Origin of the sequence: Actinosynnema sp. NPDC050436, from assembly GCF_040655415.1 — a bacterium.
GTDB lineage: Bacteria > Actinomycetota > Actinomycetes > Mycobacteriales > Pseudonocardiaceae > Actinosynnema.
In genome coordinates, this window is sequence record NZ_JBFAJV010000006.1 from 56,935 (window position 1) to 71,428 (window position 14,494).

Sequence of the window (14,494 nt, forward strand, 5' to 3'; positions counted from 1 at the left end):
GACGAAAAGCGGACACCGGCAGTGCGCCAGGCGAGCGCGCTCCGACGACGCGCGGGCGCAGGCTCACCCGAACAGCCGAGCCACCTGCCGACAGTCGTCGGCTGGGTGACTGCGCCGAACAGCCTCCGCACGCGCCTCATATCCGGCCAACGGCCGAACGGGCCGATGGGTTCCCCACCAGAATCACCCGTGTGGGTGGGATCCGCGAGTCGACGTCAGGCACAGGACGGCAGGTACCCGGAACCCGCCGCTCTTCAACGCCGACACGCAGGCCGCGACCGTCGCACCCGTCGTGACCACGTCGTCCAGCACCAGAGCGGCCGACCCGGGCGGCGGCAGGCCGGTGCGGGCCAGCCGCACGCGACCCGCCACGTTGGCCCGCCGGGCCGCCGCGCCCAGCCCCACCGAGTCGACCACGCCGGGCGCGAAAGCCAGCGCCCGCGCCACCGGCAGACCCGCACACCGCGCGATTCCCACCAAGTGGGAGCCGCCGCGCCGGCGGGCGGCGGCGCGGCGTGACGGGGCGGGCACCAACCACCAATTCCGGCCCCCGCCGGGATGGCCCGGCAGTTCCGGCACGGCCGCCGCGACCAACGCGCCCAACACGGGTGCGAGGTCACGCCGGCCGCGCTCTTTGAGGGCGAGCACGAGTTCCCGGGCGGGCCCCCGGTAATCGGCCAGTGCGAACACCGGCGGGCATTTCCCCGGCACCTGGACGCGGCGCGGCGGGCCGAAGGCGGCGAGGCACGGCGCGCAGCAGTGCGCGCCCTCTGCCCGGCAGCCGGCACAACGGGGCGGGAACAGCAGGTTGATCAGCACGTGATCGAGCGTGCCGGCGGGGTACGACGATTTCCGGGGCGCGCGGACACCGGGCTGAGAACCCCGGGCGCGGGGTTCTCAGGAATCAACCCGGGTAGAAAGCCTGGGCGCCCGCTTCCACCTTGATCGTGGTGCTCGCCCGCCACACGTCGCCGACGTCGCCCGCGCTCCACACCCCGCTCTGGTCCACCGCCACCACGTTGCGCCCCGGCGCGGCGGCCACCGAGCTGACCGGCACGGTCAGGTTCGAGGTGTTGTAGCGCTCGATCTTGAGCCCGTCGACGTTCACCTTGGCGATCGGCCACGACGCCAGCGAGGTGCTCGCCACCAGCACGTCCTGCGCCAACCAGTCCACCGAGACGACCGCCGTGCCCAGCACGGTCGGCTGGAGGTTGCGCGGCAGCCGCAGCGACACCGACGAGTCCGTGCCGCGCACCACCGCCGCCACCACCAGGCGCCCGCCGACCACGGCCGCGACCCGCGTGCCGTCCCGCGACAGCCGCAGCTCGGTGATCCCGCCGAACAGGGTCAGCTCGGAGGCGTTCACCGCGTTCGCGGTCCACCCGGCGTCGGTCCGGTTCACCCGCACGACGTTCGCGCCGTCGACCACGGTCCACACCTCGCCGCTGGGTTCCCCCGGCCGGCCGCTGAGCAGCCACGACGGCCGGGTGAGGGTGGAGGCGGGGAGGTCGACCGCAGCCAGCGCGTCCTCCACGTTGCCCACCCGCAGCCGGACGGTCTTGGCGTCCACCCGGCTGACCAGGGCCAGCTCCGTGCCGTCCAGCGACTGCGCGGCGCTGACCGCCTGGTACTCGCCGGTGCCGGCCGGGCCCCGCACCGCCTCGCCGGTGGCCAGCCTGCGCACCACGCCGCCGCTGACCACCAGGCCGCTCAGGTCGGCGTCCGGCGTGACCAGGGCTTCGCCGGACTGCACGTCGGCGGGCCGCCACTCGATCTGGTCGGCCGAGATCGGAGCGCCCTCCACCAGGATGCGGATGCGGCTGCTGGTGACGCCCGCCAGCGACCTCACAACTTGGGCCACGACCAGCTTGCGCGCCTGCGCGGTGAGGTCGCCGACCTTGGTCAGGTCGACTTCCAGCGCGCCCTCGTCGTTCTCGTGGGTGTCCTTGCGCTGCGCGGCGCCGTTGGGGATCGCGGTCGACAGCGCACCGCGCAGGCCGACTGCGGGCCCCTTGAGCAGCAGCTCGGTGACCCGGCGCGGGATGTACGTCGACGGTGTGACCACGACGTAGCGCGGATCGGGCACCAGGACGCTGAAGTCCGGGTTGTAGAAGTAGAGGGTGACCCGGCGGTAGTTGGCCTGGAAGCCGACCAGGGGCACGTAGATGCCGTCCGGCGGGTCGGCGATGCGCCACTCGCCGTCCTTGTCGGCCTCGATGCCGATGGACGCGGTGAGGTCGCCGACGCGCTGCACGAACGAGTTGTCGACCTCCAGCGACCCGACGTTCTTGCCCTGGAGCAGCACCGTGCGGTGCTTGGCGTCCGAGGGCAGGTCGCTGCCACCCGTCGGCACGGTGTTGAACGTGGTGTCGATGACCGTCGGGGTGACCTTGGTGTCCCAGTCCTTCCTGGCCTCCTCGGTGAGGTACGCCTTGGCCGCCGCGTAGTCGGCGTCGGGGTTGGCGGAGGCGTTGACGAACTCGCGGACCAGGCTCAGCGGGTCGATGCCCTTGGCGGGCTTCGGGGCCGCGACCTCGGTGGCGCCGCCCGCCGTCGGGTTCACCGCGACGGGTGACGTCTGCGTGGGGATGGCGGCGCACCCCGCGAGGGCCACCAGACAGGCCACCAACGCGACCAGCCGCTTCACCGGACCTCACCCACCCTGGTTCCCCCTCCGGACCGCGCACCCGCGCGCCCACCGCCCGCCGCGCCGGTCACCGGACCTCCTCGCGCTCGCCCGTCACGGGCTGCGCGGGCTGCCAGGTGATCTCCTCCTCGGTCAGCTCGACCTCCTCGGCCGGCTCCTCCTCGGGTTCCGGCTCGGCCACCACGGCGGGCAGGTCCGCCGGTTCCAGCGGCAGCGGGCTGCCGGTCAGCTCGTGGCCGTGCCGGCACGGCAGGGTCAGCCGGAACACCGCGCCGTACCCGCGCTCGCCCCACGCCTCCAGCCAGCCGCCGTGCAGGCGCGCGTCCTCCAGGCTGATCGACAGGCCCAGGCCGGTGCCGCCGGTGCGCCGGTTGCGCGACGGGTCCGCCCGCCAGAACCGGTTGAACACCAGGTCCGCCTCGCCCGCCCGCAGTCCCACGCCCCGGTCGCGCACGGTCACCGCGACCGCGTCGCCGTCGCCGCGCAGGGTCAGCTCGACGGGCAGGCCCTCGCCGTGGTCGATGGCGTTGGCCAGCAGGTTGCGCAGGATGCGCTCGACCCGCCGCGAGTCCAGCTCGGCGGTCACCTCGTGGTCGGGCAGGTCCATGACGATGGTCGTGCCGCTGCTGTTGGCGATGGCGCGCACCGAGTCGTGCGCCCGGCGCGCGAGCACCCGGATGTCGACCAGCTCGGCGGCCAGCTCCTCGACGCCCGCGTCCAGCCGGCTGATCTCCAGCAGGTCCCCGAGCAGCGACTCGAACCGGTCCAGCTCGTCCACCAGCAGCTCGGTGGACCGGGCCAGGCCGCCGGGGAACTGCTCGCGCGAGGCGTGCAGCACGTCGGCGGCCATCCGCACGGTGGTCAGCGGCGTGCGCAGCTCGTGCGAGACGTCGGAGGTGAAGCGGCGCTGGAGCTGGCCGAACTCCTCCAGCTGGTGGATCTGCCGCTGGATGCTCGCGGCCATCTCGTTGTAGGACTCGGCCAGCCGCGCCACGTCGTCCTCGCCGACCACGGGCATCCGCTCGTCCAGGCTGCCGTCCGCGAACCGCTCCGCGATCTCGGCGGCCTGCCGCACCGGGCGCACCACCTGCCTGGTCACCAGGTTGGCGATCACCGCGAGCAGCAGGAGCAGCACGAGCCCGCCGACGACCAGCGTCGACTGCACCACCTCGGCGGTCGACTGCTCGCCGGTCAGCGGGAACAGCAGGTACAGGTGCATCGGGTGGGCGGAGCTGTTCACCGGTTTGCCGACCACGAGCAGCGTGGTGCGGCCGGTGCTGCGCTCGACGGTGGCGATCTGCCAGCCGGCGCTGCCCCGCTCCAGCATCTTGGCCAGGCTCGGCGGCACGTCCTGCCACGGGCCGACCGCCGTGGGCAGGCCGTCCGAGCCGACGCCGACCGGGTCGAACAGCACGGGTTCGAACGCGCCCGCGCCGGACGAGGTCGCGTCCAGGCCGGAACCCGCCGCGTTGATCTTGTTCAGCGCGGCGGTGAACCGCGACTTCACGCTGTCCGGGCCGGGGTTGAGGCCGGACAGGTCGGGCTGCACGGCCGCCGCCGACGCCTCGGTCTGCCGGATCGCCGCCTGGGTCTTGGTGTCCAGGAGCTGACCGGTGATCTGCACCTGGAGCACCATGCCCAGCACGAACACCACGGCGGAGGACAGCGCCAGCGTGCTGACCACGACGCGGAGCTGCAAGGAGCGCCGCCACAGGTCGCCGAACGCGGCGGCCTGCCGGCGCGCGCGCTCGATCCCCCGCCGCAGCTCGCGGATCGCGGGATCAAGCACGCTCATCGGGCACCGGTCACGGAGGGCCCGCCTTGTACCCGACGCCTCGGACGGTCAGCACCACCTCGGGGTGCTCCGGGTCGCGCTCCACCTTCGAGCGCAGCCGCTGCACGTGCACGTTGACCAGCCGGGTGTCGGCCGCGTGCCGGTAGCCCCACACCTGCTCCAGGAGGACCTCCCGGGTGAACACCTGGCGCGGCTTGCGGGCCAGCGCGACCAGCAGGTCGAACTCCAGGGGCGTGAGCTGGATCGGCTTGCCCTCGCGCAGCACCTCGTGACCGGGCACGTCGATGGTCAGGTCGCCGATCTGGAGCACCTCGGCGGGCTCGGCCTCGGTCCGCCGCAGGCGCGCGCGGATCCGCGCCACCAGTTCCTTCGGCTTGAACGGCTTGACCACGTAGTCGTCCGCGCCGGACTCCAGGCCCAGCACGACGTCCACGGTGTCGCTCTTCGCGGTGAGCATGACGATCGGGACGCCCGACTCGGAGCGGATCGCCTTGCACACGTCGATGCCGTTCATGCCCGGGAGCATGAGGTCGAGCAGCACCAGGTCCGGTTTCAACTCGCGCAGGGCGGGCAGCGCGCGGGCGCCATCGGCCACCACCGCGGTATCGAACCCCTCGCCCCGCAGCACGATGGTCAGCATCTCCGCCAGAGCGGGGTCGTCGTCCACCACGAGCACGCGTGCCTTCATGCCCGACATCGTCCCACTAGTGGTCGGACCCGCACGCACCGCCCAGTGCTCATCGCCGCTGGTCGCCGCCCGGGTCCGCTCGGCCGTCGGTCTCGGTCGCCGTTCCACGTGCCCCACCTCGCCTCACCCGCGCGGGATTCTCCAGCGACTCATCGGCAGGTCGGTCACGTTTCGTTACGTCAGGAGACTATCGGGTGAAATACCTGCCCAGTAGTGCCTCCACGCGCAGGTCGGCGGTGCCGTCCAGGACTTCCCACGGGGACAGCCAGTGCGCGGCGGCCAGTTCGTCGTAGACGGTCGCACAGCGGCTCTGGAGGTCGTCGTCGGATTCGTAGACGTCGCGTTCGCGCTGCTCGGAGGTCTCGCGGTGCGCGGCGCGGCTCTGGGCGACGGTGCTGGGCACGCGCAGCAGCAACTGGAGGTCCGGGATCGGCAAACCGAAGCGGTCGACCTCCAGGGCGCGCAGCCAGGCGACGAACTCGCCGTCCGCGTGCTCGCGGAGGCGGGCCGCGCCGTAGGCGGCGTTGGACGCGATGTACCGGTCCAGCAGCACGACGTCGTAGTCGGCCAAGTCGGCGCGGATCTGCGCGGCGGCGGCACGCCGGTCGAGCGCGTAGAGGACGGACATGCCGTGCACGGAGTCCGTCAGGTCGCCGAGCCGGCCGTGCAGCGCGTCCCGGACCAGTTCGGCGTGGATGTCGTCCTCGTAGCGGGGGAACGCTCCGGTGGCGACCTTGCGCCCTTCGGCCGCGAGCGCGTCGGTCAGCGCCTTGGCGAGGGTCCGCTTACCCGCGCCGTCCAATCCCTCGATCACCACGAGTTTTCCCACGCCACCACCCTAGGGGGCGAGGGGAAGCCTCGATCGGCGGCATAACATCGCCCAGTCGGGTGACGAGAGATCTTTCTCTCACCAGATTGAGTGACTACGGTGAACCCAATTCGGGCGCGCGCGAAAGGGTGGTGCCGCGGTGACCGCGGAATCCGGGCCGGTCGACCAGCCGGCGGGACACCCACCGGGGTTGCCCGGAGCACTGGCCGAAACGCTGCGTTACGGCCCCTTCCACCGTGCGCTGCACGACGCCATCGCCCACCGGGGCCTGTCGCTGGCCCGGCTGCGGGCGCACCTGGAGCAGCAGGGCGTGCAGGTCGGGCAGTCCACGCTCAGCTACTGGCAGCGCGGGCTGCGCCACCCCGAGGTGCCGCGCGCGATCGCCACCGTGCGGGCCCTGGAGACCGTGCTCCGGCTGCCGGCCGACTCGCTGGTCACCCTGGTCGGCCACCGGCCCCGCCCCCGGCTGCCCCGGCCCGCCTTCACCGAGCTGGCCGACAACTGGGTCAGGACCGCGCCGCTGCTGGCCGAGTTCGAGGCCGTGCCGGAGAGCGCGCGGGCCAACGCCGACCTGGAGGTGCTCGCCGTGCACGACACGGTGCTGATCGGGATGCAGCGCGAACAGCGCTCGATCAGCACCCGGCTCGTCGTGCGGGCGCTGCGGACCGGGCCCGACCGGTACCTGGCCGTGCACCAGGGCGACAAGGGGTCGGTGATCGACAACGCCCTGGTAAGACCGGCGGAGGGCTGCCGGCAGGGGCGGCTGCGGCGGCAGGGCGCGTCCCGGGGCCTGGCGTTCGAGCTGCTGTTCGACCGGCGGCTCTCCGAGGGCGAGGAGCACGTGTTCAGCTACACCGTGGTGGACGACACCGGCGGTCCGACGCCGGGCCACCACCGGACCTTCCGCGAACCGTGCCGGGGCTACCTGCTGCAACTGGCGTTCCACCGCCGCGCCCTGCCCGCCCGGTGCACCAAGCAGTTCCGGGTGGACCCCGGTGCGACGCCGGTCGACGTCGAGGAGCTGCTGTGCGGGCTCGGCGGCGTGGTGAGCGCCTACTTCACCGACGTCGGGCCGGGCATGGCGGGCATCGGCGTCGAGTGGAGCTGACCGGGCGCGGGGCGGGCCGGGACCGTCCCCGACCCGGCCCGCTCCGCGCCACCGCGCGGCTCAGTAGCGGTAGTGCTCCGGCTTGTACGGGCCCTCGACGTCCACGTCGATGTACTCGGCCTGGTCCTTGGAGAGCTTGGTGAGCTTGCCGCCCAGCGCGTCCAGGTGGATGCGCGCGACCTTCTCGTCCAGCTTCTTCGGCAGGCGGTACACCTCCTTGTCGTACTCCTCGTGCTTGGTGAACAGCTCGATCTGCGCGATCACCTGGTTGGAGAACGAGTTCGACATCACGAAGCTCGGGTGGCCGGTCGCGTTGCCCAGGTTGAGCAGGCGACCCTCGGACAGCACCAGGATCGACTTGCCGTCCGGGAACACCCACTCGTCGACCTGCGGCTTGATGTTGATCCGCCGGATGCCGGGGTAGCGCTGGAGGCCGGCCATGTCGATCTCGTTGTCGAAGTGGCCGATGTTGCCCAAGATCGCCTGGTGCTTCATGGCGGCCATGTGCTCGATGCGCACGACGTCCTTGTTGCCGGTCGTCGTGATGATGATGTCCGCCCGGTCCAGCACGTCCTCCAGCACCTGGACGTCGTAGCCGTCCATGGCCGCCTGGAGGGCGCAGATCGGGTCGATCTCGGTGACGATGATCCGCGCGCCCTGGCCGCGCAGCGACTCCGCCGCGCCCTTGCCGACGTCGCCGTAGCCGCAGATCACGGCCACCTTGCCGCCCATCAGCACGTCGGTGCCCCGGTTGATGCCGTCGATCAGCGAGTGCCGGATGCCGTACCGGTTGTCGAACTTCGACTTGGTGACCGCGTCGTTGACGTTGATCGCCGGGAACAGCAGGTTGCCGGCCGCCGCGAGCTGGTAGAGCCGCATGACGCCGGTCGTGGTCTCCTCGGTGACGCCCCGGATGCCCTCGGCGATCTTGGTCCACTTGCCGTTGTCGGCGGCCAGCGACCGGCGCAGCGTCTCCAGGACGAGCTGCCACTCCTCGGAGTCGTTCTCGTCGGCGGGTGGCACGACGCCGGCCTTCTCGTACTCGGCGCCCTTGTGCACCAGCAGCGTCGCGTCACCGCCGTCGTCGAGGATCATGTTCGGACCGCCGCCGTCCGGCCAGGTCAGCATCGACTCGGCGGTCCACCAGTACTCCTCCAGCGTCTCGCCCTTCCAGGCGAACACCGGCACGCCCTTCGGCTCCTCCACGGTGCCGTGCGGGCCGACGACGACCGCCGCCGCGGCGTGGTCCTGCGTCGAGAAGATGTTGCACGAGGCCCAGCGGACCTCGGCGCCCAGCGAAACCAGCGTCTCGATCAGGACCGCCGTCTGCACCGTCATGTGCAGCGACCCGGAGACGCGCGCGCCCTTGAGCGGGTAGACCTCCGAGTACTCGCGCCGCAGCGCCATCAGGCCGGGCATCTCGTGCTCGGCCAGGCGGATCTCCTTGCGGCCGAACTCAGCCAGGGAGAGGTCGGCGACGGCGAAATCGACGCCGTTGCGGGTCTGGAGCCTCTCGGCGGTCATCGCGGATTCCTCCATGTTCGGGGTTCGCCCGACCCTACAGCTCGCCACGCCGGGAGCCGGGGTCGACTGCGACTGGGGTCCTCATGGACCACTATGGCTTGGCCGACGTCATGTTCGCTGGAGGTTCTGTGCTGATTCCCGGCCCCGACACACGGGTGGTCGAGCTGCGGGTGCACGGCGTCCAGGGCACGACCCCGCAGTCCCTGGTGGACGCGGTGGCGGCGGTGGACGTGGCCGGGGACGGCCTCGGGCGCATCGTGCGGCCCGCCGACCGGCTTCGGAGACCCGCGCCGGGACCGGTGCTCCAGGCCGCCGGCCGGCCGGTGACGCGCGTGGTCGAGGGCTACGTGTGGGGCGGCATGACCTCGGGCGGCTGGGCCAAGGCGACGTGGGCGCTGCTGTTCCCGTTCTCGCTGGCGAACGTGGCGCACTGGATGCTGCCGCCGGTGCCGACCGGCTCGACCGCCGCGCACCTGCTGGGCGTCGGGCTGCGGTCGCTGCTCCGGCTGGCGGCGCTGCTGCTGACCGTGCTGCTGGTCGCGCAGCTCGCGGTGATCAGCCTGGACCTGGTGGCGGCGCAGTGCCTCGCGCCCGGGTCGCCGTGCCTCGGGGGCCCGTCCTGGGTGTCGGACGTGCCGTGGGCGCGCGCGGTCGTCGGGTTCGCACCCGTCGCGCTGCTGCTCGTGGTGCTGCACCGGGTTTCCGCAGTCGACTGGCGGATCGAGCGCAAGGACGTGCCCGCCTCGGCGGTCGGGACGTCCGGGCTGCCCGGCGCGCACGTGGCGACCGACCCGGACGTGCCCGCGCTGCGGGTGCTGCACCTGGTCGCCGGGCTGGGCGCGGCGGTGGTGATCGGGCTGGGCGGGCCGCCCGGCCCGCTGGTCGCGCCCGGCTGGCACGGCGTCGCGCTGACCACGGCGTGGGTGGCGGGCGTCGCGCTGGTCGGGTTCTCCGCGCTCGCCGCGATGCTGCTGGACGACCCGACCGGCGGGCAGCCGCACCGGGGCGGCCGGTGGCTGCGCGCGGTGCTGTCCCGCCGGCCCCGGCGGGTGCTGCTGGCCGTGGCGTGGGCGGTGCTGCTCGGCTCGGCGGCGCTGCTGACCCGGCTGCCGGTGCGGCTGCCCGGCGCGGACCTGGCCGTGCAGCTGGTGGCCGCCGCCGTGGCGCTGGTGTGCGCGCTGCTGGGCCTGCTGCTGGTGCCGGCCGCGCTGCTGGCCCGGCGGACGTGGAAGGAGCTGCCCCGCGACCTGCGGCCGTGGGCGGGCGGCTGGATGGCCGCGCCCGTGCTGGCGATCGCCGCGCTGATCGGCGGCGGGTTCGGGGCCGGCGTGGCGTTGACCCTGCGGCGCGCGCTGGGGCACGGCGTGCTGCCGCGCGGGTACGACTACATCGCGCTGCTGTGGGGCCTGGCCGGGGTGCTGGCGCTCGTGACCGGGATCGTGGTCGTGGCCACGACCGGCGCGGTGCGGTGGAGTTCGCTGCGGCGCGGCAAGGAGTGGGCGCGCGAGGCGTCCCTGCTGCACACCGGCCGCACGCGGGACGTGAAGCGGGCGGCGCGCGCGTGGTGGTGGGCGCGCTGGGAGCAGCGGCACAGCCACCACGTGGTGCTGATCGGCGCCTGCGTGCTGGTCGCGGGCTCGGTGCCGGCGGCGGTGCTGCGGCTGCGCGAGGTCGACCTGCCGGGCTGGTCCCGGCCGTTCACCGCCGTCGGCGTCGTCGTGCTGGCGGTGCTGGCGCTGGCGCTGCTGCGGGCGGTGTGGCTGGCGGCGCGACGGCCGGACACCGCGCGGCAGCTCGGCATCCTGGCCGACCTGGCGGCGTTCTGGCCGCGCGAGGCGCACCCCGTCGTACCGCCCTGCTACGCGCTGAAGGTGGTGCCGGAACTGGTCTCGCGGGTGCGGGAGCACCTGGCCGACCCCGGCGCGCGGGTGGTCGTCGCCGGGCACTCCCAGGGCAGCCTGCTGGCGGCCGTCGCGGTGGCGCGGCTGCTGGAGGAGCTGCCCGCGCACGACGCGGCCCGGGTCGGCCTGGTGACGGCGGGCTCGCAGTTGCAGTGGGCGTACCCGAGGGCGTTCCCGGCGGTGGTGCCGCACGAGTCGCTGGCGCGGCTGGCGGGCGGCCTGGCCGGGCGGTGGCGCGCGCTGTGCCGGGGCACGGACCCGCTGGGCGGCGCGGTCATGACGTGGGGGCGGCAGGTGTTCGACGGGATGCTCCTCGGCGTCGGGTTCCTGCCCGACGGCACGACGGGCGCGCTCCCGCCGGCGTTGCGCGGCCCGACCGGCGCGCTCGTGCTCGGCGGCGACCACTGGCTGCCGGACCCCCAGCGCGGCCCGTTCCCGGGACGGCGCTGGGCGGCCGGCGTGAACCGGCACAAGGACTACACGTCCGACCCGGAGTGGGACCGCGCCGTCGCCATCGCCGCAGGACTGGAAGCGGTGGCCACCCCACCGCCCGCACCGGTCCTGCCGGTGGCCCGCCAGGTGCCGCTGCGGTCACCGGAACCCGAGGCGCGCTAACTCCCGTGGTCGACGTGCGAGTGGAAGAACGCGACGGCCGCCCCGGCTGCGGCCAAGCCGGCGAGCAGCGCCGTCGCCGCGTTGTTCCCGGCGAGGTGGGTCAGCACGCCGGCACCCGCACCGCACACCAGCCCCAGGAGCAGGACGAGTGCGGTGCGGGTGCTCAGCAACGGGGGACGAGGGGGCTGGGTCACTTGCCGCTCCGGGGGTTCGTTCCGCTCTTGCCCTGACACCGGTTCGTACGTCGGCCGCCCTCGCCAACGGCACGCCCTCACCGCAATCCGCGTAGATCCGCACCTTCGCGTGCCGCTGCCCGGAGCCGCCGACGTAGAACGGTTCAGGACCGGGTGGCTGGGCGAGGAGCACCGGATTGACTGGCACGGACGACCCCGCGAGCGAAGTCGAGCTGCGTGACCTGCTGGTGGAGGAGAACTGCGACGGCGCGCGGTGGCGGCGGTTCGCCGAGACCCTCGCCGAGTACGGGTACGCGGTGGTGATGGCCTGGCTGAGGTCGGAGGCGATCTTCGGCATGTGCGCGGAGAGGGGGTACGCGCTGCGCGAGCCCCCGACCGCCTGGGAGTACGACGACCTGGTCAGCATGGCCACCGACACGGTCGTCAAAGCGATCTCGGACTTCCGGCGGAAAGCGCTCCTCGACGGCGGTTGGCGACCGGACGGCGGTGCGAGCCTCAAGTCCTACTTCGTCACCGGCTGCGTTCTGGCGTTCCCCAACGTCTACCGCAAGTGGCGCCGGCAGTTCGACCAGCGCGGCGAGGAGTTCGCGCGCTCGGTCCTCGTGGACGACTTGACCGAGGTCACGTCCCGGTCACCGGACCCGGGCGACGTGGCGATCGCCCGGCTGGAGATCCGTCGCGGTCTTGCCGGGATCGGTGACGAGCGGACCAGACGGGCCGTCATCCTCCGCGAGGCCGGCTACACGGTCGGAGAGATCGCGGAGACGTTGGGCACCAGCCACGGCACGATAAAAGGCGCGTTGGAACGACTCCGGAGGAACACCGGCGGGTCGACCCGGAGCGGAGGTGGCAATGCCTGAGGAAACCGGAGCGCCGGACGACGGGTCGAAGATCGCCCGGCTGATCGACGGGTCTTCGTTCGGCACGCCGGACGCACGAGATCTCCGCGAGCGCACCCCCGGGTCCGTGGTCGACGAGATCCTGAGCCGGGTCGACACCTTCCCCCGGGCGGTCCCCGAGGGCGGTTCGCCACGGCCGGCACCCGTCAGCCGGCACCTCAGCGCGTCGACCGCGCCGGCCGACCGGCTCCGTGACCGGTTGGCGAGAAGGGTCGCAGGAGGCTCCGCCGACCTCGTGCCCGCAACGGCGGTGCTGCCGCAGCCGGCCCCGGTGGCGCAGGACCCGGGGTGGCCCGGCCACAGCCTGCTGGGTCGCCTCCGCGACAACACGCGACAAGAGCTGCTGAGCATCGGCACGGTCGTGCGGTACGCGGCCGACCGCGAGGTCATCGAGCAGGACGCGGAGGACACCCACGCCCTTCTGCTGCTCGACGGCGTGGTGAAGGTGCAGACCACCGACGAGACGGGCGACACCGCCCTGCTCGCCATCCGGGTCGCGGGCGACCTGGTCGGCGAGATGGCCGCCCTGGACCAGAAACCGCGCTCGGCGACCGTCGTGACGTGCGGCGACGTGGTGGCGAAGCTGATCACCAGCGGTGAGCTGATGAGCTTCCTGCACCGGCGCAACGACGTGTTCGTGGAACTGCTGGTGGTGATCAACGACCGGCTGCGCTGGGCCAACCAGCGCCGCCGCGATTTCCTGTCCCACCCCGCCGCGCAACGGGTGGCGCGGGTGCTCGTCGAGTTGGTGCAGACCTTCGGCCGGGAAGAGGCCGCGGGCTGGACGCTGGGAGTTCCGCTGACCAAGGTCGAGCTCGCCTCACTGGCCGGCATGAAGCCCCGGACGGCGGAGAAAGCGTTCAGCGACCTGCGGAAAGCGGGGGTCGTCGTGAGCCACCTGCGGCGCGACGTGCTGGTGCCCGACCTGGAGGGCCTGCGGACCTTCGCGGGCCTGCCCGATCAGCCCAACTTCGCGGCCAGCAGGCGGTCGGCGGCGGTGGTGCGGCCGGTGGCGGCGAGCAGCCCTGCGGGGGCCAGGACGTAGTCGCGGTCCACGGTGACGGCGGCCGACTTGAGCACCGGGCGCAGGACGGGGTCGGCGCGCAGCGCCCGCTCCACCCCGGCCACGTCCGGCGCGTGGCGGAAGACGCCGCCGGACAGCACGAGCAGGCCCGCGCCCTGCGGTCCGAGGCGGCCGTCCACCAGGCGCAGGTGGCGGCGGGTGGCGAGGATCGCGGCCAGGGCCGCCAAGCGCAGGTCCACGGCCGGGTCGTCCGGCAGCCACCCCACGTCGGCCGCGCGGCGGGCGGCCTCCCGGTGCAGCGCGGCGGCCTCCTCCTTGTCCACCAGCTTCTCCGCGACCGCCTCGGCGACGACGCCCGGTGCCGACCAGCGCATCCCGAGGTCACCCTCCACCGTGCGGCGGTCGGGCGGCAGGGCGACCGTGCGCTCCACGTCGTCGTCCACAGTGGACACGGCGGAGTAGACGTCCGTCGTCGCGCCGCCGACGTCGACCACGAGCACCGCTCCCTCGCGGTCCTGCGCGGCCAGCCGGGACACCCCGCCCAGCACGGCGTCCGGCGTGACCGCCACGACCAGCGCGCGGAACGCGGTGCCCCGGGACAGCCCCTTGCCCCCGATCACGTGCCGCAGGAACACCTCGCGGATCGCCCGCCGGGCCGGGCCGGGTGCCAGCTCGCCGACGTCGGGCAGCACGTTGTCCGTCGCCACGACCGTGCGCGCGGCCAGCAGCGCCCGCGCCTCGGCACGGGCGTCGGCGTTGCCCGCCAGCACGATCGGGCACGCCACGCGCGCCAGCCGGGCGGCGTTGTGCAGCAGCACCTCGCGGTCGCCGCCGTCCGTGCCGCCGACCAGCAGCACCAGGTCCGGCTCCGCCGCGCGCAGCGCGCGCACGCCCGCGCCGTCCAACCGGCCCGCCGACACGTGCACCACCCGGGCACCCGCCGACAGCGCCACCCGGTAGCCGGCCTCCGCGCTCACCAGGCGCTCCTGTCCCACCACCGCGAGCCGCAGCCCGCCCCCGGCCGACGAGCACGCCAGCACCTCGCCCGCCCCGGGCGGACCGGCGCCGCGAGGACCGGCACGACCCGGTGCCGACCGGCCCAGGTCGGCGCACACCGCCGCCACGCCGTCGAGCACCTCGGGCGGCGACGTCGGCCGCTGCGCCGTGCCCAGCAGGTCGCCCCCGGCGGACACCAGCGCGCCCTTCGTCCAGGTCGAGCCCACGTCCAGGCACAGCACCGTCATGACCGGCCAAACTACCCGAGCCCGTG

General features: G+C 73.6%; 12 protein-coding genes. 4 read left to right on the forward strand and 8 right to left on the reverse strand.

What is annotated here, in order from left to right:
* Nucleotides 1-183: 183 nt before the first annotated feature.
* The 5 genes from AB0I60_RS17095 to AB0I60_RS17115 all read right to left on the reverse strand — a co-directional run bounded on the left by AB0I60_RS17095 (nt 184) and on the right by AB0I60_RS17115 (nt 5,959).
* Entirely contained in the window at nt 184-819 is a 636-nt protein-coding gene (locus AB0I60_RS17095; RefSeq protein ID WP_360730821.1) for a phosphoribosyltransferase, read from the reverse strand.
* A gap of 85 nt (nt 820-904) precedes the next feature.
* A complete protein-coding gene (locus AB0I60_RS17100; RefSeq protein ID WP_360730824.1) occupies nt 905-2,647 on the reverse strand; it encodes an LpqB family beta-propeller domain-containing protein in 1,743 nt (580 codons plus the stop codon).
* A 67-nt stretch (nt 2,648-2,714) separates the two neighbouring features.
* Nucleotides 2,715-4,442, reverse strand: coding sequence for an MtrAB system histidine kinase MtrB (gene mtrB, locus AB0I60_RS17105; protein WP_360730827.1), 1,728 nt, complete (start codon nt 4,440-4,442; stop codon nt 2,715-2,717).
* A 10-nt stretch (nt 4,443-4,452) separates the two neighbouring features.
* Nucleotides 4,453-5,130 carry an MtrAB system response regulator MtrA gene (gene mtrA, locus AB0I60_RS17110; RefSeq protein ID WP_015104936.1) on the reverse strand — a complete coding sequence of 226 codons (678 nt, stop codon included), beginning with the start codon at nt 5,128-5,130 and terminating at the stop codon, nt 4,453-4,455.
* Nucleotides 5,131-5,317: 187 nt separating this feature from the next.
* A complete protein-coding gene (locus tag AB0I60_RS17115) occupies nt 5,318-5,959 on the reverse strand; it encodes a dTMP kinase (RefSeq protein ID WP_360730829.1) in 642 nt (213 codons plus the stop codon).
* Between the two features lie 139 nt (nt 5,960-6,098).
* Here AB0I60_RS17115 and AB0I60_RS17120 point away from each other — a divergent pair, with 139 nt between their 5' ends.
* Nucleotides 6,099-7,067: a hypothetical protein gene (locus AB0I60_RS17120; protein ID WP_360730832.1), complete on the forward strand. Its 969-nt coding sequence runs from the start codon at nt 6,099-6,101 to the stop codon at nt 7,065-7,067.
* 60 nt (nt 7,068-7,127) lie between these two features.
* On the opposite strand, the gene ahcY is transcribed toward AB0I60_RS17120, so the two are convergent.
* The gene (gene ahcY / locus AB0I60_RS17125) at nt 7,128-8,591 is read right to left on the reverse strand and encodes an adenosylhomocysteinase (RefSeq protein WP_360730835.1); all 1,464 of its coding nucleotides are present in this window, start codon (nt 8,589-8,591) and stop codon (nt 7,128-7,130) included.
* Nucleotides 8,592-8,719: 128 nt separating this feature from the next.
* Between ahcY and AB0I60_RS17130 the strand changes: the two genes are divergently transcribed.
* Nucleotides 8,720-11,107 (forward strand): hypothetical protein, encoded by a 2,388-nt coding sequence (locus AB0I60_RS17130; protein WP_360730837.1) that lies wholly within the window; start codon nt 8,720-8,722, stop codon nt 11,105-11,107.
* Here the strand turns inward: AB0I60_RS17130 and AB0I60_RS17135 are convergent.
* On the reverse strand, nt 11,104-11,301 hold the full coding sequence (locus AB0I60_RS17135) for a hypothetical protein (RefSeq protein WP_360730840.1): 198 nt from the start codon (nt 11,299-11,301) through the stop codon (nt 11,104-11,106). The genes AB0I60_RS17130 and AB0I60_RS17135 overlap by 4 nt on opposite strands.
* Before the next feature lie 176 nt (nt 11,302-11,477).
* Here AB0I60_RS17135 and AB0I60_RS17140 point away from each other — a divergent pair, with 176 nt between their 5' ends.
* Nucleotides 11,478-12,161 carry a hypothetical protein gene (locus AB0I60_RS17140; RefSeq protein WP_360730843.1) on the forward strand — a complete coding sequence of 228 codons (684 nt, stop codon included), beginning with the start codon at nt 11,478-11,480 and terminating at the stop codon, nt 12,159-12,161.
* Nucleotides 12,154-13,245 (forward strand): Crp/Fnr family transcriptional regulator, encoded by a 1,092-nt coding sequence (locus AB0I60_RS17145; protein ID WP_360730846.1) that lies wholly within the window; start codon nt 12,154-12,156, stop codon nt 13,243-13,245. The genes AB0I60_RS17140 and AB0I60_RS17145 overlap by 8 nt, the downstream gene beginning before the upstream one ends.
* Here AB0I60_RS17145 and AB0I60_RS17150 read toward each other — a convergent pair.
* On the reverse strand, nt 13,161-14,468 hold the full coding sequence (locus AB0I60_RS17150) for a glutamate mutase L (RefSeq protein ID WP_360730848.1): 1,308 nt from the start codon (nt 14,466-14,468) through the stop codon (nt 13,161-13,163). The genes AB0I60_RS17145 and AB0I60_RS17150 overlap by 85 nt on opposite strands.
* Nucleotides 14,469-14,494: the final 26 nt, after the last annotated feature.